Genomic DNA, 20,740 nt, shown 5'->3' on the forward strand with positions numbered 1-20,740 from the left:
GCACATCATCGCCGTAGCACCCGCCACTCTGCCAAGGTGACGCCACCGCAGCATCAACCACCGCCCGCTTTGCCCGACTTGGGCCTTCCTGGCCTGCGCTTTCGCGCCCGTCGGCAGGCGGCAGCAAGGGAAGAGGGCGATCTTGGGGAGAGCGATATCGCGTACGGCCACGGGTGCGGCGACCGCCGCGATCCTGGCCGTGACGACAGCCGTACCCACGCATGCGGCCACCGCCGTAACCGCGCACCCGGCGAACGACGGCCCGAGGCAGCTGACCGGCGACCGGGCCAACCCCGGCTCCGGCTCCGTCGTCACCCTCGTCACCGGCGACCGCGTCCTCGTCACCCGCGACGGGGCCGTCGCGCTGCCCGGCGAGGACGGCACCACGCCCTTCACGCAGACCCGCCGCTCCGCCGACGATCTGTACGTCTACCCCGCGGGCGCGGTCGAGGCGATCGCCGCCGGCCGCGTCGACGAGGAGCTCTTCAACGTCACCGGCCTGATCCGCCAGGGCTATGACGACGCCCACCGCAAGACGCTCCCGCTGATCGCCACGTACGACCGCTCCGTCGCCCGAGCCGTCCCGCCCGCCCCGCGCGGAGCCGAACGCGGTCTCGTCCTCGACCCGATCGACGGCGTGGCCCTGGAGGCCGACAAGAAGAAGGCCGCCGACTTCTGGGCGGACGTCACCGGTCCCCGCTCCCGCGCGGCCGGCGACCTGAAGAAGCTGTGGCTCGACGCCAAGGTCCGGGCCACCCTGGACCGTTCGACCCGCCAGGTGCACGCCCCCGAGGCCTGGGCCGCCGGTTACGACGGCAAGGGCACCAAGGTCGCCGTCCTGGACACCGGTGCCGATGCGGAACACCCCGACCTCAAGGGCCGTGTCACCGCCTCGAAGAACTTCACCGACTCCCCGGACGCCGACGACCACGACGGCCACGGCACCCACACCACCTCCACCGTCGGCGGCACCGGCGCCGCGAGCGACGGCAGGAAGAAGGGCGTCGCGCCCGGTGCCGACCTCCTCCACGGCAAGGTCCTCAACGACTACGGCCAGGGCGAGACCTCGTGGATCATCGCCGGCATGCAGTGGGCCGTCGACCAGGGCGCCGACGTCGTCTCGATGAGCCTCGGCAACCCGGCCCGCACCGACTGCACCGACCCGATGGCCCAGGCGACGGAGGAGCTCGCCCGGTCGAGCGAGGACACCCTGTTCGTCATCGCCGCGGGCAACACCGGGCCCGGCAACAACACGGTCTCGTCCCCGGGTTGCGCCCCGAGCGTCCTCACCGTCGGCGCCGTCGACCGCGACGACTCCACGGCCTCGTTCTCCAGCCGCGGCCCGGTGTACGGCTCGCACACCCTCAAGCCGGAGATCGCCGCACCGGGCGTCGGCATCTCCGCCGCGCAGGCCGGCGGGCGTGGCGTGTACGCCTACCAGTCCATGAGCGGTACGTCGATGGCGACCCCGCACGTCGCGGGCGCGGCGGCCATCGTCAGGCAACGCCACCCCGACTGGAGCGCGCGGCAGATCAAGGCGGCGCTCGTCTCCTCCGCCGACACGGACATCCCCGGCGACGCCCGTGCGACGGGCGGGGGACGCCTCGACGTCCGCGCCGCGATCGGGCAGCAGGTGCTGGGCGCACCCGCGCTCCAGGCCGGCACCTTCAACTGGCCCCAGGACGCCAGCGACCGTACGAAGGTCGCCGTGCCCTACACCAACACCACGGACAGGGCGGTGGAGCTGAAGCTGTCGGTGCCCGCCGTAACCGGCAACGACGGCTCCACCGTCCGCTCGTCGATCGTCCGCCTCGACGCCCGCTCGGTCACCGTTCCGGCGGGCGGGACGGTTGAGGTCCCGCTGCGGATCGACCCGACGGCGACGCTCGAGCGGTCCCAGTACGGCGACGTCACGGGCCGCGTCCTCGCCACGGCCAAGGACGGCCGCACGGTCTCGACCCCCTTCGCGTTCCACGTCCAGCCGGAGACCGTCACCCTGCGCGTGAAGCTGATCGACCGCCTCGGCAGGCCCGCCGACGGCGCCTCCTCCGTCGACCTGATCGGCACCGACGACGCGGCCGGCGAGCGCCGCTTCAACGAGGGTGCCGCGGACCAGACGTACCGGATCCGTCCGGGCGCCTACTTCCTCTCCAGCTTCGTCACGACCCCCGAGACCGAGGGCACGCTCCTCGACTCGCTCACCTACCTCGGCCGTCCGCAGCTGGAGATCCGCGACGACACGACCGTCGTCCTCGACGCCCGCAAGGCCCACGGGCTGAACATCGGGACGGACCGGCCGGCCGAACTCCGCGGCGCCACCCTCGGGTTCGCGCGCAGCTGGGACGACACCTGGCTGCACGCGGGCACGGCGGCCGGTGGGCGCGAACTGCGCGGCTACTACGCCGCCGTCACGGGCAGGGCGACCGACGGGGACTTCGAGTTCGACAGCTTCTGGCGGGCGGCGGCCCCGCAGATCGGCGAACTCGCCGTCGTGGGCGGCCGGCCGCTGCATCCGACGACCGCGTCCTTCAACTCGGCCAACCTCGACGGCACGGGCCGGGCGCCACTGTTCGACGCCAAGTCCGGTACGGAGGAGGAGCTTTCGGGAGCGGCGGGAAAGATCGCGCTCGTCGGGATCCCGGACGGCGGGAGCGCCCACGAGATCGCGAGGCGCGCGAAGGAGGCCGGTGCCGTCGCGATCCTCGTCCACCGTGACGCCCCCGGCCGCTGGTACCCCTCGGCCGGCTTCACCGGCGGCCCGCTGCCGGTCCTCGCCGTCCCGGCCGAGGAGGCCAAGGCGCTGCTCGCGGCCGGGGACGTCACCCTGCGCTGGAAGGCCACCGCCAAGAGCCCGTACGTCTACAACCTCGCCTTCCCGGAGCGGGGCCCGATCGGCGGCGATCGCACCTACCGCGTCCGGGACCGGGACCTGGCGGCGACGACGGCGACGTACAACTCGATGGCGTCGGCCGCCACCGACCACATCGATCTGACGGCCATGACCCGCCCGAACGGACTGAGCGGCTACTTCGGCGCGTTGGAGACGGTCCCCGCACCCTTCACCCGCACCGAGTACCACTCGCCGGGCACGACCGGCTGGGAGCACGAGGTGTCCAGCAGCTTCCCGTGGGGCGAGTTCATGATCGACCCCATGCGGACGTACGAGAAGGGGGAGCGGCGGACCGAGGAGTGGTACGGCGGTGTCCTCGCCCCCGCCACCCCGCTCGACGACAGCGGCCGGCCCGCCCTCGCCGCCGAACGGCAGGGCGACCTGCTCGGCGTGGCGCCCGGCTTCTGGGGCGACGGCCATCACCAGGGCGTACAGGGGAGCTTCGGCGACATCGGCGGCATGACGCTGCGGCGCGGCGGTGAGACGATCGGTGAAAGTCCTTACCCGTTCGGGGTGTTCACCGTCCCCTCCGACGAGTCCACGTACGAACTCACCCTGAACACCGCGAAGATCGGACCTCCGGCCGGGGCGTGGAAGCGCTCCACGGGCACGACGACGACCTGGACCTTCCGATCGGCACTGGACGAGAACGCGTACTCGCAGGGCATACCGATGCTCTTCCCGCGGTACACGCTGCCGGAGGACGGTCTGAAGACGCTCCCCGCCGAGGACGGACAGGAGATCAGACTCACGGCGACCGGCCACGCGGGCTACCGGCCGGGCGAGCTGACACACGCCCAACTCGCCTACTCCTACGACGAAGGCGGTACCTGGACCGAGGCGCGGACGGCGCAGCAGGACGACGGCACCTGGACCGCGAAGGTGAAACACAGCGGAGCGACAGGAAAGCAGGTCACACTCAAAACCGTCCTGACCGACACGAACGGCACCTCGGTCACCCAGATCGTGACCCGGGCCTACGACGTGCGCTGAGGCGCGCGAAGGGGATCCGGGCCCGGGTCACCCGACAGTCGCCGGGCGGTCCTCCCGTGGGGGGTGGGGCCGCCCGGCGACCTGTTTCACGTCCCGTTCCGTCACTTGCCTCGCACGACTGTTCAACACCTCACTCGACCACGGCCTTTCGAGGCGGTTCACCGGGTCGGTTTTTCCGGATGCCCCGTTTTCATACGGGCCGTGCGGTGGACAATTGGGGGCATGAGCCAGCAGGGGGGAAAGGCCACCGGTCACGAGGACGACTGGTGGGGGCAGCTGTACGGTGACTTCACCGATGACACGGGCCCGACCAAGGCGCCCGACACACTGGACGACCGCTTCGCCTCGGCGGCGGGGGTGTCGGGGACCGGTGCTCCGGTCCCGGCTCCGCGGGCCGGGACGGATGCCGTGGCGGGTCCCAGTCCGGGTCCGTCGACCTTCCCCGCGGGCCTGCCGAAACCGCCGGGATTCACCGTGGAGGAGCCCCGGGAGCGGGCGGCGCCGACGACCGACGACGAGCCCCGCACAGCGACCCAGGTGGACCTCCCCACCCACCCCCCGGCCCCCCTCGACTACGTGGGCGACGGCCCTCCCACCTACGCCCCCGAACCCACCGCACTCCCACCCGCGGACCCCGACGACCTCGACGACCTGGTCGCCGACACCGTCCTCGACGGCGCCCGCTACGGGGCCTCCACCCTGCGGGCCGTGTCCTTGCGCGGCGACTCCGCCCGCTACCGGGGCGAACCCCGCCGCGACTCCCTCCTCACCGCTCGCTTCGGCACGGGAGAGAACGCCCTGATCCTGGTGGCGATGGCCACCGGCGCCCGAGCCACCCCGGGCGCGCACCGCGCCGCCGCCGAGGCATGCCACTGGATCGGCCGGGCCGTCGGCCGAAGTCACGGGCGGCTCGCGGACGACATAAGGGCCGCCAGGCGCGGCGACCTGAAGTCCGGCCTGCACCGCCTCACCGACCGCAGTCTCGGCAAACTCCGCGCCAGCGCCGCCGAACAGGGCATCGAACCCGAGGAGTACGCGGCGACCCTGCGCTGCCTCCTCCTCCCCGCCGACCGCGAGTGCCGGACCCGGGTCTTCTTCGGAGTAGGCGCGGGCGGACTCTTCCGCCTGCGGGGCGGCGAATGGCAGGACATCGAACCCCGCGTCACCGACATCACCGGCGAACCCGTCGTCGGCTTCGGCTCGCTCCCCGCCGAGACCCCCGAGGGCGACCGCCTCACCATGGACCTCGGCATCACCACGCCCCCGAGCCCCTACGACCCCGCCCCCGAACCGCCCCGCGAGCCCTTCCGCTTCCGCGCGTCCGTGGCCCGCCCCGGCGACACCCTCCTCATGTGCACCGGCGGCCTCGCCGACCCCCTGCGCGGCGAGCCCGAACTCGCCGCCCACCTCACCGGACGGTGGTCCGCTCCCGAACCGCCCGGCCTCGCCGAGTTCCTCGCCGACACCCAGGTCCGGGTGAAGGGCTACGCCGACGACCGTACGGCGGCCGCCGTCTGGGAGGCCTGACGGCGGCTTCGGCTACGGCCGGTACGTCACCCACGAGCGGGCCGAGGTGTCGTACACGTACATGGGCAGCCCCTTGATGCCCGTTGTGCGGAAGGGGCGGCCGTGGTCGTCGATGCGGACCGTGCCCGTGCGGCCCTGGGAGGACCAGTCCAGCTCCAGGTACCAGCTGCAGTCGCAGTTCTCCGTCCGCGCGTCGACCAGCAGCACCTCCGGGTCCTCGGCGGACACGCGGTACGGCAGGCGCATGGCCGGGATCGTGACGCCCGAGTCGTTGCCGTCGGCCGGGCGGGCGATGGGGCGGTCCTTGTCCAGGTCGACCTCGAAGTAGCGAGGCGTCAGCGCTCCGCCGCAGCCCTGGTCCATGGTGTAGACGGTGCCTCCGGAAGGCGCCGAGCGACCGACGACGCGCACCCTCAGGGCCTTCAGGACGACGGCCGTGGAGGTCTTGCCCTGCACGGAGATCTCGATCATCGTCTGCTCCCCGTGCACCGCGCTCTGCGAACCCGCCCACGCCTCGGCATCCTGCGGAGCGGGAGGCGGCGGTACCTGGCTGGGTGGCCTGTCGACGACGTAGTCGTGGCCGCAGCCGGCCTGCCACACATGGGAGTTGGCGCTCCAGGTGAGCGGCACCCCGGCCGGGGGCCGCTGCCGGCCGGCTTCCTTCGAAGGGCCGCCGGCGGACGGAGCGGACTTCGGCGAGGACTTCCTCGAGGCGTCGGCCGACGGTGACGGTGTGGTGGGGGAGGGACTGGGCGAGGCCGTCGGCTTCGGGCGGGGAGGGCCCGTCGACGTCGTACGGCTCGGATCGGAGCCCTGGACGGAGTCGCTCGCGCGGGGGCGGTCGTCGTCCGGCAGGGCGGAGAGGCTGCCGAGCGTGGCGAGCAGCGCCGTCGCCACGGCCGCCGAGACCAGCAGGCGCCGGCGGCGGTACCAGGGGTGGCGGGGAGGGGTGTCGGTCGGTTTCGGGTCCGCGGTCACAAGTCCCGTCGGCAACTCGGCAGCGTCTGCGGAGGAGTCGTCCGCTGCGGAAGGGGCGCTGTCCGCCGTGGCGGAAGCCGCCGAACGGGACCGCTGCCGTGCCGCCACCGCCAGGATCCACAGTCGGTGCAGCTCCAGCCGCTCCTGAGACGTCGCCTCGCACAGCGAGGCGAAGCGTTCCACGGGGGCGAAGTCGACAGGGACGGCGTCTCCGGCGCAGTAGCGGTGCAGTGTGGAGGTGTTCATGTTCAGGCGGCGGGCGAGCTGACCGTAGCTGCGGTCGGTGCGGTCCTTCAGGCGTCTGAGCAACGCCGCGAACTCCTGGACGTCGTCGTGTGCTGCCGACACCGTTCCCCCGTGTCCTCACCGTCCCGGGACGGCATCCCAGGCACTCCATATACCTGCACGTCAGAAGGGCTGGGATGGTTCCACCGTCGCGGATCGGGTGTCGGCGCTTGCGGTCGCCCGCTGTGACGGCTGATGCTCTTGGTGTCGCACCGACCAGGGCCGGACGGACCATCCGCCGTCGGTGCCGGCTCACTTCCGATCGTTCACACTGTCATGCCATTCACGGGGGGACACCCATGTCCAAGCGCACTCGCACCGGCACGCTCGCCGCACTCGTCGTCGCGGGCCTCGCCACGGGCGCCGCACTCACCGCCGCACCCGCCGGCGCCGCGACGAAGGCGCCCGCGCCGAAGTTCCTGTCGGCGACCGAACTCCCGCCGCACCCCTCCTCCGGCTGGACCGCCGCCCCGGTCGCCGACGGGGTGCCGGAGGAGATGCAGTACTGCTTCGGCGAGGCGCTGCTCGCCTACGACTCCCGCTACCGCACCTTCCGCACCGAACTCGACACCGGTGCCGAGCAGCTCAACGTCGTCGTCGGTGACAACGCCAAGGCCAAGGCCCTCGCCACCCGCCTCGACAAAGAGATCAGGCGCTGCGTCACGCGCATGGACGCCGACCCGGAGATCGAGGCCGACCACAAGAGCTACGGCAGCCTGCCGGTCGAGGAGGGCGCCCGCGTCCACGGCTTCGCGACGCGTGCCTCGTGGGGTGCCATGGACATCCACCTTGTCTCCGTCGGCCGGGACGGCGGCACCGTCACCGTCGTGCAGTGGGGGCAGATGGGCGACTTCACGGACGCGCCGGTGAAGGCCTTCAAGAAGACGACCACCACCGCGGTCAACAAGCTCTACTGACCGGCGCGCCACAGGACCACCTCACCAGCGGGGCCGCCCTCCCGGACGGGGGTCGGGCGGGCGGCCCCGCCACGACACGGCACCACCGGGGCAGCTGCAGTAGCGAATTCCGGCCAGATTCACAGACTTCGGGCATCGGCCCGAACGGCGCCTCGTCGTCGAGGGGCGCCCGCCGGGGGTCCGGGTCGCGTACGGCCGGATCCGCAGAGCGGGATGGTCGAACTGTCCGATCCGCAGCGGTCCGCAGGCCCTCGGGGACATCCGCACGATGCCGTGCAGGACTGCCCTGGTCGGCCGCCTCCGCGGGGGCGGATCGAACCGCCCTGCCTCCCTTCGCCGGAATCACACCCGCGGCCCGCAGGCCGAGGCCGTGGCCGGTGGCCGACTCGATCCGGTCGTCGTCCGCGGCGGCCTCCGGGCGGCCGGTGGGTGACGTTCCGGGTTTCATCCAACGGCACGGCCTGCCGTAGCCGTGGCCGAACACCTGGTCGTTGACGATTCGACATGACTGCCGCCGGTCCGACTGGGAAAGGTTCCCGTGAACGTGTTCGAGCAGGAGGGGAACCGACATCGGCACGCGGGCGGGGGTCATGAAAAGGCAGGCACGAGGAGGCGGTCCCATCACCATCGGGGCCTCCTCGGCACGGACAGTGGAGGACAAGGCCGCGAGCGCCGGGGAACACGCGCAGTCGCCTCAGCTCAGGCGCAGACTCGGACGGGCGGACCTGCGGGCCGTACCGGAGGCACGCAGGGCCCTGCGCGAGCTGTTACGGCACTGGGGGAGGCCCGGACGATCGGACATAGCCGAACTGCTCACCAGCGAGCTCGTCACCAACGCAATCGTCCACACCGACCATGAGGCCGTCCTGACGGCGATCGTCGGACCGCACGGACTCAGGGTGGAGGTGAGGGACTTCGTGGCCCGCCGGCCCAGACCGCGCGTACCGAACGCCGACAGCTGTACGAACGGCAGAGGCCTGGTGCTGGTCCAGTCCCTCGCGGACGACTGGGGCGTGCGGACGCACGGGGTGGGGAAGGCGGTGTGGTTCGAACTCGACGCGGATGCCGCGTGATGCGCGCCGCCGGGTCGCATGCCGTACGACGACGGGAAGGGGCGCGACCCGGGTCCCGGGTCGCGCCCCTTCCCGTCGATGCCGTCAGAGGCCGTCGATGCAGTTGACGAGCTGAGTGCTCAGCCGAACTGCTGCTCGAGGTCCTTGAGCTTGCGCTCCAGGGAGTCGAGCCGGGGCAGGGCCATGGTGTCGTCCTCCGAAGTGAGGTCGACGGTCACCGGGTCAGAACCGGTGCGGACGGGCTGAAGGGACGGACGTGAGCGCACGGGCAGTTGCTCCGGCGCCGATATGGCAGGCTCCGCGGAGACTTGGGCCGAAGCACGTTCCAGAGCCTGTGTCTCGACCTGTCGGCCGCCCCGGCCGACGAAGCCGCGGTGGCCCCGGCTGATGGCCTTCAACTGGGCCCGCTCCATGCGCTGCTGCTCGCGGCGGCGCAGACGGGCCGTCTCCTTCTGCCGCATGTCCTCGCGGACCTCGTCGACCGCCTCGTCCAGGCTGCGCACGTTCTCCAGGAGCATCAGCGACCAGGCCTTGTAGGTCTCGCGGGGGGCCCGCAGCCAGCGGACGATGCGGATCTGCGGGAGGGGCCTCGGCACGAGACCCTGCTCGCGCAGGGCGGCGCGGCGGGTCTGCTTCAGCGCCCGGTCGAACAGCACGGCCGCGGACAGGGACATGCCGGCGAAGAAGTGAGGGGCGCCGTCGTGGCCGATGCCCCTGGGTGCGTGCACCCAGTTGAACCAGGCCGCGGCGAAGGCGAACGTCCACACGAGTATCCGGGAGCCGAGGGCCGCGTCGCCGTGGCTGGCCTCGCGGACGGCGAGTACGGAGCAGAACATCGCCGCGCCGTCGAGGCCGAACGGCACGAGGTACTGCCAGCCGTTGGTGAGGCCGAGGTTCTGCTCACCGAAGCCGACCAGGCCATGGAAGGAGAGTGCCGCGGCCACCGCCGCACAGCAGAACAGCAGGACATAGGAGACGGTGCCGTAGACGGCCTCCTTGCGCCGACGGCGCTCCTCGCTGCGCTCCCACGAGTCGTCCGCGCTCGCGTCCTTCCCCGCGGTCTTTCCGCGCCGGAGCACCGCTATCGCCGCCAGCAGGCCCAGGAGCAGGACGGCGCCCGGAAGCAACCAGTTCAGCGATATGTCGGTCAATCTCATCTGGGGTCCCTTGCATTGGGATAGGGCGTAACGCCCGCCATAGTGGCCCAATCCCACTGGCCCTCAGGGGGTTTCGGGGCAAGAGGCCGCCAAGGAAGTGCAAGGGGATGCCCGGGGCGGCGTTCTGCTCGAACTGCCGCTTGAGGGGCGGGAGTTGAGTTCGAACAACACTACCCGTGCGGGTGGTTCCACGGAAAGTTCCTGCGCGAAGTGAGGAATTTGTGAAACGCCTGTAACCGTAACGGGTGTCCTGCTCGCGGGCGATCTTACGGCACGAAGGCTGACGCGCGTGCCTGAGGGGGCCTCAACTGGCCGCGGCCAGAAGCTTGGTGACCCGATCCGCGTCGCACGTGCGAGGGCAGGTGGCGCAGGTGTCCTCGGGGCGCAGTGTGTAGAACATGCAGCAGCTCGCCCGGTCCCGGGTGGGCAGCGACTCGCCGTTCGGGCCGGTCAGTTCACGGAAGGCGGCCGAGCCGACGTACGGCTTCGTCGCGCCCGGCAGCAGCAGCTCCAGTTCGCGGCGCGCCCGGTCCTGCTCGCCGTCGCCGAGCAGATGGGCGACGTACCAAAGGCTTTCGACGACCTCGTCGGTCGCCATGCCCCACAGCGCGCGTCCGCGGCGCCGCATGCGGGGGCCGAAGCCGGTGAGCACCGGTTCGAGATGCTCCGCTATCGCCGCCCGCACCTCTGCGCGCAGCGCCTCCTCGTCCGGTACCACCCTCGCGCCGGGCAGGGTGGCGGCCGGGTCGCCGGGGAGGCAGGCGAAGGCGGCGGGGCGGGCCGCGAGGGCGCCCATCGGGAGGTCCGGGGCCGTGCGGTCGTACGAGACATGCGTCACGGGGAAACGGGGGACGCGGCGGAGCAGGAACCAGGGGGCGGTGATCAGCAGGCAGACGGGCCAGGCGTAGCGGTGCAGGCCGAAGCTGGCGACGACGTCCGCGCGAGCGGACTGTCCGTAGTCGCGCTGTACCTGTGCGTCGTCCCAGGCCAGGAACGTGTCCAGGCCGGTGCCGCCCTCCGCGAGCACGGCTGCGGTGACCCAGCCGTCGTGTCGGGGGAGCTGCGCGTCGGTGGCCGGCTGGGTGATGGCGAGCCCCGGGAGGACCTCGGCGAGACGGGTGTAGGCGTCCGCGAGGGCTGAGGGGGGCACAGGCATTCCGGACCGCCGATCCGCGAGGTGGTGAAGGTAAGCCTAACCTTACCCAAGATCGCTGCGGTTTGAACTGTCGCGTTCTGCGCCTAAGGTGCTTGACGGGTGAGTAACAAGCCGAAGTAATGACCCCAAGTACCGATACGTCCGGAGGAGGACCCGTGAAGCAGGGCGCGCAGAGCTCCGCGGTGACGGGGATTCCGTCGGTGTCGCCGGGCTTGGAGGCCCGGGCGGGTGCGGACGGTACGGGTGCGGCGCGGGTGCCGTCACAGGGGCGACCCCCGGGTGTGGATGCGGGCGTCCCTTCGGGTGTGGACGCGGGGCGGGGTGTCCCGGCGCCGGCGGCTCGGGGTGAGCACACCCACAGCGAGACGCCGATTCCGCGGCCGCGGGCGGTTGTCCAGCGGGCCTCGGTGCGGGGGCAGATCCTCGACGCCCTGCGCACCGCGCTCGTCACCGGTGAGCTGACGCCCGGGGCGGTCTACTCGGCCCCGGCGCTCGGCGAACGCTTCGGCGTCTCCGCGACGCCGGTCCGCGAGGCCATGCAGCAACTCGCGCTGGAGGGGGCCGTCGAGGTCGTCCCGAACCGGGGGTTCCGGGTGGTCGAGCGTGGGGCCCGGGAGTTGGCGGAGCTGGTCGAGGTGCGGGCGTTGATCGAGGTCCCGGTGATGCTCCGGCTCGCTCGGACCGTCGCCGCCGAACGGTGGGCGGAACTACGGCCGTTGGCGGAGGCGACGGTCCGTGCGGCGTCGACCGGCTGCCGGGCGACCTACGCCGAGACGGACCGCACCTTCCACCGCGCTGTGCTGTCCCTGTGCGGCAACGAACAACTCGTCCAGATAGCCGACGACCTCCACCGCCGGGCCCAGTGGCCCCTGGTGCGCCCCGCCCGCCCGTCCGGCCGCGGCCACGCCGACCTCGTCGCCGACGCGGCGGAACACACGGCTCTGCTGGACGCGTTGATCGCCGGGGATGTGGATGTGGTGCGGGCGTTGGTCGGGGAGCACTTCGCCGGGGCGAGCTGAGAGAAGGCGTATTTCGGCGCCGGGCCGGCTATTTCAGCGGGTCGGCGTTTGAGGACGGGCGTGGGTCACGCCGTGGCGGCGTCCGTTGCCGGTGGTGTCGGGGACAGGTGGGCGGCCAGCCACGTGGGCACGCCGCCCAGGAGGCGGAAGAGGCGTCGCGCCTCCTCGCGCAGCCGCGTCGCCTCCGGTTCGGTCTCCGTGTCGGCCAGGGACGCCAGCGCGGGGGCGGTACCCACCAGGTAGCCCAGCTCCTCGCGGATGCGGAGGGACTCGGCGAACCCGTGCCGCGCCTCCGCCAACTCGCCCTCGCGCAGGGCGAGTCCGGCCAGGTGGCGCCAGGTGAAGGACAGGAGGAGCGGGTCGGCGTGGGCCGTCGCGCCCGCATGTGCCCGGCGGTACGCGGCCCGGGCCGCCTGCGGCGAACGTGCGAGGTTCTCCGCCAGGAGGCCGCGGCGGAAGTCCAGCAACGCCCTCCCCGCCACCCCCGGAGGGATCAGCGCCGCCGCCCGCCCCAACGCGGCCCGCGCCTCGTCGGCCCGGTCGCGCACTGAGTGCAGCGTCGCCGCGTAGGCAAGTTGCCCGCGTTCACAAGCGGCAGCGCCCCGCTCGTTGTCACTGTGAGCGAGCGCCTCGGCCGTACGGAGTGCGTCCTCGGCCTCTTCCCAGCCCTGCTCGGTGTAGAGACAGCGCTCCACCAGCAGCGCCGCCCGCTGGAGCGCGGCCTGCGCCGTGACCGGCTGTAGCAGCGCCGCCGCGTCCGCCCAGCAGGCGCGTGAGCGCAGCCGCCATACCGCGGTCTGGAGTGGATCGTCACCGGCGGTCGTTCCGTTACCAGACATGGCGGTATACGCCACCTCGCCCTCCCCGAGCACACCATTGAGCTGTTGAGTGGTGGCGGCATCTCAGCACGAATCCGCTCGCCCGGCCAAGAGGGTGGGTGAAGGATTTCACAAAGTCGTGGGACAGTGGCGGCACTTGGTGCCATCCGGCGGAGGGCCGGGGTGAGGTCAACTCATCCGCAATGCCAAGAAGAAGTCCAGCTTGTCCTCCAGGCGGGAGAGGTCCCGGCTCGTCAACTGCTCGATCCTCCCCACTCGGTAGCGCAGTGTGTTGACGTGCAGGTGGAGACGGGTCGCGCAGCGGGTCCAGGAGCCGTCGCAGTCGAGGAAGGCCTCGAGGGTGGGAATCAGCTCCGCGCGGTGGCGGCGGTCGTAGTCGCGCAGGGGGTCGAGGAGGCGGGCCGTGAAGGCTCGGCGTACGTCGTCCGGGACGAAGGGCAGCAGAAGGACGTGCGAGGCCAACTCCTGGTGGCCCGCCGCGCAGACCCTCCCGGGGCGCGCCGCCGCCACCCTGCGGGCGTGGCGGGCCTCCTCCAGGGCGCCGCGCAGGCCCTCCGCCGAGTGCACCGCCGCGCTGACGCCGAGGGTGACCCGGCCGTCGTCGTCCAGGCCGGCGGAGAGCGGGTCGCGGACCGAGTCCAGGAGCGCGTCCGCCTGGATGCCCGCCTCCGAGCCGTCGTGCTCCGCCGAGACCGCCGGGAGGGGGACCAGGGCGATGGCCTCGTCGCCCGTGTGGGCCACGGCGATGCGGTCGGACGGCTCCGGGCCGGTCGCGAGCGGATCGACCAGGATCTCCTCCAGGAGGGACTGGGCGGTCGGGCCGGCCTCGATGTCGCTGCCCTCCCATTCGACCCGGGCCACCACGACCTGCCAGTGCGGGGCCGCCCCCAGGCCGGGCAGCAGCACCGGTGCCGCGACCCGCAGGCGCGCGGCGATCTCGGCGGGCGCCGCACCCGTCTGGACCAGCTCGAGGACCTCCTGCGCGAGGCGGCGGCGGACCGTGCGTGCCGCGTCCCTGCGGTCCCGTTCCACCGCGATCAGCTGGGTGACGCCCTGGAGCAGGTCGAGCCGCTCCTCGGGCCAGTCGCTCGCGTCCGCCTCCACGGCCAGCAGCCAGTCCGACAGGACCGTCTCGCGCACGTCCCGCGCCGCCTGCGCCGCGGAGCGGCCGCTGCTGCGGATCGGGAAGAGGGAGTACAGGGTGGTGCCGAGAGTCATCCGGTGCGGGCCGCGGCGGCCCGTGCGGGCGGCCGACAGATGCTCCGCCGCCAGCCTCGCGCACACGTCGGCGGGGAGCTCCGGACCCCCGACCTTCGAGCCCGCGATGAGCCGTCCCGCCGGCGACAGCACCCAGGCCTGCAGGTCCAGGTCCGAACCGAGGAGGTCGAGGACCACGTCCGGGCCGCCGCCCGCGGGGCCCGAGGTCATCATCCGGCGGTGCCGGTCGACCACGGCCGCGAGATCCCCGGCCCGCTCGCCGCTGACCTGCCGTACGACATGCTCGGTGATCGTCGCGAACGCCACCGACTCGTGCACCGCGAAGAGCGGCAGACGGTGACGGGCGCAGGCCAGCACCAAGTCGTCGGGGATGTCGCCGAGCTCGGCCTCGCCGGCGCCCAGCGCCGCCACGCCGGCCTGGGCCAGGATGCGGACGAAAGGCTCGGAGTCCGCGGCGTTGCGGCGCCACGCCAGTCCCGTGAGCACCAGCTCGCCGCCGGAGAGATAACGGCTGGGGTCCCTGAGGTCGGTGGTCATCACGCCGCGCACGGTGCGGTCCAGCTCGTCCTCGCCGCCGAGCAGCTTGAGGCCCAGCGCGTCGGTGTCCAGCAGTGCGCGCAGCCGCATTCTCGTCGCCGCCGTTCTTTGTCTCGAAATCTACGATGGATCTTGATGGTCTGTGGGTGGGGGCCCGGTCGGCGGGCCGATGAGCGGCGCCTGGGGCGGTGCTCGTCGTCTTTCGGACGGTGGCCCAGGTCACAAGCCTGTGCCCGGTGTTTCCAGAGGGCTGCTTCGGATGTTTCCAGAGGAAAACGCGGAGGTTACTGGTGACCCCCGTTCATACGAATCTACAAGATGCCTGCCCTGGCCAGCCAACTCCTTCATGGTTTCCGTGACTGACCGCGGTGGAGCACGGCGCTGTGTACTGACGTCAATCCGCGTTAACAGCACATGAACGAGCCGGGCCCGCCGCACCTGATCTGGCTCAAACCGTACGACCCACGAGACGAAGAAGAGAGCCGGTCATGGACTTCCTTCGCCCCGCCAGCTGGGAGGAGGCGCTCGCCGCGAAGGCCGAGCACCCCACCGCTGTGCCGATTGCGGGTGGCACCGATGTGATGGTCGAGATCAACTTCGACCACCGCCGGCCCGAGTACCTCCTCGACCTGAACCGCATCGGCGACCTCACGGAGTGGGAGGTCGGCGAGGACAGCGTGCGGCTCGGCGCCTCCGTCCCGTACACCAAGATCATGGAGGAACTGCGCGCCGAGCTGCCCGGCCTCGCCCTCGCCTCGCACACGGTCGCCTCCCCGCAGATCCGCAACCGCGGCGGCGTCGGCGGCAACCTCGGTACCGCCTCCCCGGCCGGCGACGCCCACCCCGCCCTCCTCGCGGCAGGCGCCGAGGTCGAGGTCGAGTCGGCCGAGCGTGGCACCCGACTCATCCCGATCGACGAGTTCTACACGGGCGTCAAGCGCAACGCGCTGGCCGCCGATGAGCTGATCCGGGCCGTGCACATCAAGAAGGCCGACGGGCCCCAGCAGTACTCCAAGGTCGGCACGCGCAACGCCATGGTCATCGCCGTGTGCGCCTTCGGGCTCGCGCTGCACCCCGAGACGCGGACCGTGCGTACCGGGATCGGCTCGGCCGCCCCGACACCCGTACGGGCCAAGGCCGCCGAGGAATTCCTGAACGCGGCGCTCGAAGAGGGCGGCTTCTGGGAGAACGGCAAGATCATCACCCCGTCGGTCGCCAAGCAGTTCGCCGAGCTGTGCTCCGGCGCCTGCAACCCGATCGACGACGTCCGGGGCACCGCGAGCTACCGCCGCCACGCGGTCGGAGTCATGGCCCGTCGCACGCTGACCTGGACCTGGGAGTCGTACCGCGGCACCGCCGCCCGCACGGAGGGAGTCGCCTGATGCGCGTCAACTTCACTGTCAATGGACGTCCGCAGGAAGCCGACGACGTGTGGGAGGGCGAGTCCCTGCTGTACGTGCTGCGCGAGCGGCTCGGTCTGCCGGGTTCCAAGAACGCCTGTGAGCAGGGCGAGTGCGGATCCTGCACCGTCCGGCTGGACGGTGTGCCGGTGTGTTCGTGTCTGGTCGCCGCCGGTCAGGTCGAGGGCCGTGAGGTCGTGACCGTCGAGGGGCTCGCCGACTTCGCCAAGCAGCGTGCCGAGCACGGTGGTTGCGCGACCGGTACCTGCGGTACGTCGCTCCAGGACGCCCAGCAGTGGGCAGCCAAGGGGCAGGACTCGCAGACCGGTGAGGGCACCGAGCTCTCCCCGATCCAGCAGGCGTTCATCGACGCCGGCGCCGTCCAGTGCGGCTTCTGCACGCCGGGTCTGCTGGTCGCCGCCGACGAGATGCTGGAGAACAACCCGAACCCCAGCGACGCGGACATCCGCGAGGCGCTGTCGGGCAACCTGTGCCGGTGCACGGGCTACGAGAAGATCATGGACGCGGTCCGCCTCGCGGCCGCCCGGCAGGGAGAGGCGGTCTGAGCACATGCCTACCAACGGCGCTCCCACCAAGATCACCCAGGGTTCTCAGACCAAGGGCGGCATCGGTGAGTCGACGCTTCGCCCGGACGGCACCCTCAAGGTCACCGGCGAGTTCGCGTACTCGTCCGACATGTGGCACGAGGACATGCTCTGGGGGCAGATCCTCCGCTCGACCGTCGCGCACGCCGAGATCGTGTCCATCGACACCAGCGAGGCGCTGGCCATGGCGGGCGTCTACGCCGTCATGACCTACGACGACCTGCCGACCGAGGTGAAGAACTACGGCCTGGAGATCCAGGACACCCCGGTCCTCGCACACGGCAAGGTACGCCACCATGGCGAGCCGGTCGCCATCGTCGCCGCCGACCACCCGGAGACGGCCCGCCGCGCCGCCGCCAAGATCAAGGTCGACTACCGCGAGCTGCCCGTCATCACCGACGAGGCCTCCGCGACCGCCCCGGACGCGATCCTCATCCACGAGGGCCGCGACGACCACCACATCGGTCACGTCCCGCACCCGAACATCGTGCACCGCCAGCCGATCTTGCGCGGTGACGCGGCACAGGCCGCCGAGCAGGCGGACGTCGTCGTCAAGGGCGAGTACACCTTCGGCATGCAGGACCAGGCCTTCCTCGGCCCGGAGTCCGGCCTCGCCGTGCCGGACGAGGACGGCGGTGTCCACCTCTACATCGCCACCCAGTGGCTGCACAGCGACCTGAAGCAGATCGCCCCGGTCCTCGGCCTGCCCGAGCGCAAGGTGCGGATGACGCTGTCCGGCGTCGGCGGCGCCTTCGGTGGCCGCGAGGACCTGTCGATGCAGATCCACGCGTGCCTGCTGGCGATGCGGACCGGGAAGCCCGTCAAGATCGTCTACAACCGCTTCGAGTCCTTCTTCGGGCACGTCCACCGTCACCCCGCCAAGCTCTACTACGAGCACGGCGCCACGAAGGACGGCAAGCTCACCCACGTCAAGTGCCGGATCGTGCTGGACGGCGGCGCGTACGCCTCCGCCTCGCCGGCGGTCGTCGGCAACGCCTCGTCGCTGGCGATCGGCCCGTACGTGGTCGAGGACGTCGACATCGAGGCCATCGCGCTCTACACCAACAACCCGCCCTGCGGCGCCATGCGCGGCTTCGGAGCGGTCCAGGCGTGCTTCGCGTACGAGGCGCAGATGGACAAGGTGGCCAAGCAGCTCGGCATGGACCCGATCAAGTTCCGGCAGCTCAACGCCATGGAGCAGGGGACCATCATGCCGACCGGGCAGCCGGTCGACTCCCCGGCGCCGGTCGCCGAACTCCTGCGCCGCGTCAAGGCGATGCCCATGCCGCCGGAGCGCCAGTGGGAGTCCAGCGAGGGCGCGGACGTACGGCAGCTGCCGGGCGGTCTGTCCAACACCACGCACGGTGAAGGCGTCGTACGCGGTGTCGGCTACGCGGTCGGCATCAAGAACGTCGGCTTCTCCGAGGGCTTCGACGACTACTCCACCGCCAAGGTGCGCATGGAGGTGATCGGCGGCGAGCCCGTCGCCACCGTGCACACCGCGATGGCGGAGGTCGGCCAGGGCGGTGTCACCGTCCACGCGCAGATCGCCCGCACCGAGCTGGGCGTCACCCAGGTGACGATCCACCCGGCGGACACGCAGGTGGGCTCGGCGGGTTCGACCTCGGCTTCCCGGCAGACGTACGTCACCGGCGGCGCCGTCAAGAACTCCTGCGAGCTCGTTCGCGAGAAGGTCCTGGAGATCGGCCGCCGCAAGTTCGGCTCCTACCACCCCGCCTGGGCCACCGCCGAGCTGCTCCTCGAGGGCGGCAAGGTCGTCACCGACGGCGGTGAGGTCCTCGGCGACCTGGTGGACGTCCTGGAGGGCGAGGCCGTCGAGGTCGAGGCCGAGTGGCGGCACCGTCCGACCGAGGCCTTCGACCTGCGCACCGGGCAGGGCAACGGCCACGTCCAGTACTCCTTCGCGGCGCACCGCGCCGTCGTCGAGGTGGACACCGAGCTCGGCCTGGTGAAGGTGATCGAGCTGGCCTGCGCCCAGGACGTCGGCAAGGCGCTCAACCCGCTGTCCGTCATCGGCCAGATCCAGGGCGGTACGACCCAGGGTCTCGGCGTGGCGGTGATGGAGGAGATCATCGTCGACCCCAAGACGGCGAAGGTCAGGAACCCCTCCTTCACGGACTACCTCATCCCCACGATCCTCGACACGCCGACCATCCCGGTCGACGTGCTCGAACTCGCCGACGACCACGCCCCGTACGGGCTGCGGGGCATCGGCGAGGCCCCCACCCTGTCGTCGACCCCGGCCGTCCTCGCGGCGATCCGGAACGCGACGGGGCTGGAGCTGAACCGCACGCCGGTACGACCGGAACACCTCACCGGTACGGCGTAGGAAATCAGCGAGGAATCCAGCAAGGCTCTCCGGGCGGCGCCGGGAACGTCACACTTCGCCGCGCCGTCCGGAGTGACCAAGTACCGCACCGCTCGCGGAACTTGACACACCAGCAGTACCAGCACCACAGCACGTACCTGCACCACAGCTGCATCCTGTTCGTTCGTCTCGGGCCGTCCCCCGGGTCGTGCGGCCGAAGCACCTTCCCAAATCCCGCGCCACACGCGTGGTTGGTCGACCGTCAGGGCGGTCGACGCGGGTGCCCCTTTGAACCTTGGGAGTAGGCCCACATGACCCAGCAGTCACTGGAGCCGGCGACCACAGCCGACGACGCGGGAGAAGGCACCCGCGTCCCGGCCGGACGGTCCTGGCTCGACCGGTACTTCCACATATCCCACCGGGGATCCACGGTCGCGCGCGAGGTGCGCGGCGGCGTCACGACCTTCATGGCGATGGCGTACATCCTCCTGCTCAACCCGCTGATCCTGTCCGGCAAGGACGCGGCAGGGGACACGCTCGCCCAAAAGGCGCTGATCACCGCGACCGCGTTCGCGGCGGCCTTCACCACGCTGCTGATGGGCTTCTTCGGCAAGGTGCCGCTCGCCCTCGCCGCCGGCCTCTCCGTCTCCGGCGTCCTCGCCTCGCAGGTCGCCCCGCAGATGACCTGGCCGCAGGCCATGGGCATGTGTGTGATGTACGGCGTGGTCATCATGCTGCTGGTCGTCACCGGCCTGCGTGAGATGATCATGAACGCCATTCCGCTCGCGCTGAAGCACGCGATCACCATGGGCATCGGCCTGTTCGTCGCCCTGATCGGCTTCTACAAGGCCGGCTTCGTGCACCAGGGCGAGGCGACCCCGGTCACCCTCGGCCCCGCCGGCGAACTGGCCGGCTGGCCCGTGCTGCTCTTCGCGGTCACGCTGCTCGCCATCTTCATGCTCCAGGCGCGCGGCATCCCCGGCGCCATCCTGATCGGCATCGTCGGCGGCACCGTGCTCGCCGTCATTCTCAACGCCTTCGACGTCATCGACCCCAAGCAGTGGGCCAGCGGCGCTCCCGAACTGCACGGCACCGCGGTGTCCATGCCGGACTTCTCGATCTTCGGCAACGTCGAGTTCGGCGGCTGGGGCGAGGTCGGCGCGATGACCGTCGGCATGATCGTGTTCACGCTCGTGCTCGCCGGGTTCTTCGACGCGATGGCGACGATCATCGGCGTCGGCACCGAGGCCAAGCTCGCCGACGACAAGGGCCGGATGCCGGGCCTGTCCAAGGCGCTGTTCATCGACGGCGCCGGCGGTGCGATCGGCGGCGTGTCCGGCGCCTCGGGCCAGACGGTGTTCGTCGAGTCGGCGACCGGCGTGGGCGAGGGTGCCCGCACGGGTCTCTCCTCGGTCGTCACCGGCCTGTTCTTCGCGGCCTGCCTGTTCTTCACCCCGCTCACCGCGATCGTGCCGGGCGAGGTCGCGGCGGCGGCCCTGGTGGTCATCGGCGCCATGATGATGATGAACGCACGGCACGTGGACTGGTCCGACCGGGCCACCGCGATCCCGGTGTTCCTCACCGTCGTGATCATGCCGTTCACCTACTCGATCACGGCCGGTGTCGCGGCCGGCGTCGTCTCGTACGTCGCCATCAAGATCGCTCAGGGCAAGGCGCGCGAGATCGGGGCGTTCATGTGGGCCCTGACAGGCATCTTCATCGTCTTTTTCGCCCTCAATCCCATTGAGAGCTGGATGGGCGTGCACTAGCCGGTGCGCCGGTCAGTGTGAACCGCCCTCCGCACAACCGCTGTCAAG

Annotated in this window: 14 protein-coding genes; 9 read left to right on the plus strand and 5 right to left on the minus strand. The window is 71.4% G+C overall.

The annotated features are described in order from the left end of the window. Positions 1 to 142 precede the first annotated feature (142 nt). Together AB5J55_RS33540 and AB5J55_RS33545 are read left to right on the plus strand one after the other, a co-directional pair. Positions 143 to 3,883 carry a S8 family serine peptidase gene (locus AB5J55_RS33540; protein ID WP_369274195.1) on the plus strand — a complete coding sequence of 1,247 codons (3,741 nt, stop codon included), beginning with the start codon at positions 143 to 145 and terminating at the stop codon, positions 3,881 to 3,883. A 222-nt stretch (positions 3,884 to 4,105) separates the two neighbouring features. Next, the gene (locus AB5J55_RS33545; RefSeq protein WP_369274196.1) at positions 4,106 to 5,410 is read left to right on the plus strand and encodes a PP2C family serine/threonine-protein phosphatase; all 1,305 of its coding nucleotides are present in this window, start codon (positions 4,106 to 4,108) and stop codon (positions 5,408 to 5,410) included. A gap of 12 nt (positions 5,411 to 5,422) precedes the next feature. Here the strand turns inward: AB5J55_RS33545 and AB5J55_RS33550 are convergent, their stop codons facing one another. Further along, entirely contained in the window at positions 5,423 to 6,736 is a 1,314-nt protein-coding gene (locus AB5J55_RS33550) for a helix-turn-helix domain-containing protein (RefSeq protein ID WP_369274197.1), read from the minus strand. A gap of 236 nt (positions 6,737 to 6,972) precedes the next feature. On the opposite strand from AB5J55_RS33550, the gene AB5J55_RS33555 reads away from it, so the two are divergent. Both AB5J55_RS33555 and AB5J55_RS33560 read left to right on the plus strand, forming a co-directional pair. Then, positions 6,973 to 7,590, plus strand: coding sequence for a hypothetical protein (locus tag AB5J55_RS33555; protein ID WP_369274198.1), 618 nt, complete (start codon positions 6,973 to 6,975; stop codon positions 7,588 to 7,590). Between the two features lie 590 nt (positions 7,591 to 8,180). Further along, complete coding sequence (locus tag AB5J55_RS33560; RefSeq protein ID WP_369274199.1) at positions 8,181 to 8,663, plus strand: ATP-binding protein; 483 nt, start codon at positions 8,181 to 8,183, stop codon at positions 8,661 to 8,663. Positions 8,664 to 8,782: 119 nt separating this feature from the next. On the opposite strand, the gene AB5J55_RS33565 is transcribed toward AB5J55_RS33560, so the two are convergent. Together AB5J55_RS33565 and AB5J55_RS33570 are read right to left on the minus strand one after the other, a co-directional pair. Continuing rightward, positions 8,783 to 9,820 carry a DUF2637 domain-containing protein gene (locus AB5J55_RS33565; RefSeq protein WP_369274200.1) on the minus strand — a complete coding sequence of 346 codons (1,038 nt, stop codon included), beginning with the start codon at positions 9,818 to 9,820 and terminating at the stop codon, positions 8,783 to 8,785. A 304-nt stretch (positions 9,821 to 10,124) separates the two neighbouring features. Further along, positions 10,125 to 10,976 (minus strand): (2Fe-2S)-binding protein, encoded by an 852-nt coding sequence (locus AB5J55_RS33570; protein ID WP_369274201.1) that lies wholly within the window; start codon positions 10,974 to 10,976, stop codon positions 10,125 to 10,127. Between the two features lie 155 nt (positions 10,977 to 11,131). Here AB5J55_RS33570 and AB5J55_RS33575 point away from each other — a divergent pair, with 155 nt between their 5' ends. Continuing rightward, on the plus strand, positions 11,132 to 11,995 hold the full coding sequence (locus AB5J55_RS33575; RefSeq protein WP_369274202.1) for a GntR family transcriptional regulator: 864 nt from the start codon (positions 11,132 to 11,134) through the stop codon (positions 11,993 to 11,995). Positions 11,996 to 12,060: 65 nt separating this feature from the next. Here the strand turns inward: AB5J55_RS33575 and AB5J55_RS33580 are convergent, their stop codons facing one another. Both AB5J55_RS33580 and AB5J55_RS33585 read right to left on the minus strand, forming a co-directional pair. Next, positions 12,061 to 12,834 (minus strand): hypothetical protein, encoded by a 774-nt coding sequence (locus AB5J55_RS33580; protein WP_369274203.1) that lies wholly within the window; start codon positions 12,832 to 12,834, stop codon positions 12,061 to 12,063. Positions 12,835 to 13,002: 168 nt separating this feature from the next. Further along, positions 13,003 to 14,679 carry a PucR family transcriptional regulator gene (locus AB5J55_RS33585; protein ID WP_369274204.1) on the minus strand — a complete coding sequence of 559 codons (1,677 nt, stop codon included), beginning with the start codon at positions 14,677 to 14,679 and terminating at the stop codon, positions 13,003 to 13,005. A 398-nt stretch (positions 14,680 to 15,077) separates the two neighbouring features. On the opposite strand from AB5J55_RS33585, the gene AB5J55_RS33590 reads away from it, so the two are divergent. From AB5J55_RS33590 to AB5J55_RS33605, 4 genes are all read left to right on the plus strand, one after another. Further along, on the plus strand, positions 15,078 to 15,971 hold the full coding sequence (locus AB5J55_RS33590) for a xanthine dehydrogenase family protein subunit M (RefSeq protein WP_369274205.1): 894 nt from the start codon (positions 15,078 to 15,080) through the stop codon (positions 15,969 to 15,971). Continuing rightward, positions 15,971 to 16,555 (plus strand): (2Fe-2S)-binding protein, encoded by a 585-nt coding sequence (locus tag AB5J55_RS33595; protein ID WP_369274206.1) that lies wholly within the window; start codon positions 15,971 to 15,973, stop codon positions 16,553 to 16,555. The genes AB5J55_RS33590 and AB5J55_RS33595 overlap by 1 nt, the downstream gene beginning before the upstream one ends. A gap of 4 nt (positions 16,556 to 16,559) precedes the next feature. Then, entirely contained in the window at positions 16,560 to 18,944 is a 2,385-nt protein-coding gene (locus tag AB5J55_RS33600; protein WP_369274207.1) for a xanthine dehydrogenase family protein molybdopterin-binding subunit, read from the plus strand. Positions 18,945 to 19,234: 290 nt separating this feature from the next. Continuing rightward, a complete protein-coding gene (locus AB5J55_RS33605; RefSeq protein WP_369274208.1) occupies positions 19,235 to 20,692 on the plus strand; it encodes an NCS2 family permease in 1,458 nt (485 codons plus the stop codon). The last annotated feature ends 48 nt before the right edge of the window (positions 20,693 to 20,740 follow it).

Source organism: Streptomyces sp. R11 (genome assembly GCF_041051905.1).
Classification (GTDB): domain Bacteria; phylum Actinomycetota; class Actinomycetes; order Streptomycetales; family Streptomycetaceae; genus Streptomyces.